Here is a 580-nt window from a genome sequence, read left to right as displayed (position 1 = left end):
GAGGCGAATGCGCTCAACCTCTTCCTTCCGGGCGATTATTCCGGATCCGTCACCTCCGTGATCACCGCGCTCAGCCCCGAGGGCCAACGCCAGGTCAGCCAAGAGATCGTGATCGCCGGCAGCGGCGACATCGACTTCGACATCGCCGAGCTGGTCACCGCCGAGACCGACGCGCCGGTCACCGTCATCCCCTCCGACGCCTGGGCGGTCTCCGTCTCCGACAGAGACCCCGGCCTGCCGCGCGAGCAGCTCGACAGCGTCACCCTCACGCTGGACGACCTGCCCCCGGGCGTTGTGATCACAGGCGTGCCAACCGGCACGGTGAGCTACGACACCGCCGCCGGCGGCAGCCTGACCTTCACCGGCACGGCGGCGCAATACGACGCCCTGCAGCTGACCTTTCCCACGGATTATTCAACGGAAAGCCCCGCCGCCGACGGGATGGTCCTCACCGGCACGCTCTCGGCCACCTCCACCGAGGATGCCACCGGCCAGTCCGCCCCCGTCACCCTGCGGATCACCCCCGAGGGCGACCTCTTCATCGACGACAGCCTGCCCGACACCGTGCCGGACGAGACCG

General features: G+C 69.1%; 1 protein-coding gene. It reads left to right on the top strand.

The annotated features are described in order from the left end of the window. Positions 1–580: hypothetical protein (locus ATO3_RS28950; protein ID WP_198963379.1), on the top strand; the 580-nt coding region annotated here is incomplete at both ends.

It is taken from the genome of Marinibacterium profundimaris, from assembly GCF_002210095.1.
GTDB lineage: Bacteria > Pseudomonadota > Alphaproteobacteria > Rhodobacterales > Rhodobacteraceae > Marinibacterium > Marinibacterium profundimaris.
Note: the sequence above shows the minus strand (reverse complement) of the source record. Positions and strands in the feature narration are given on the sequence as shown.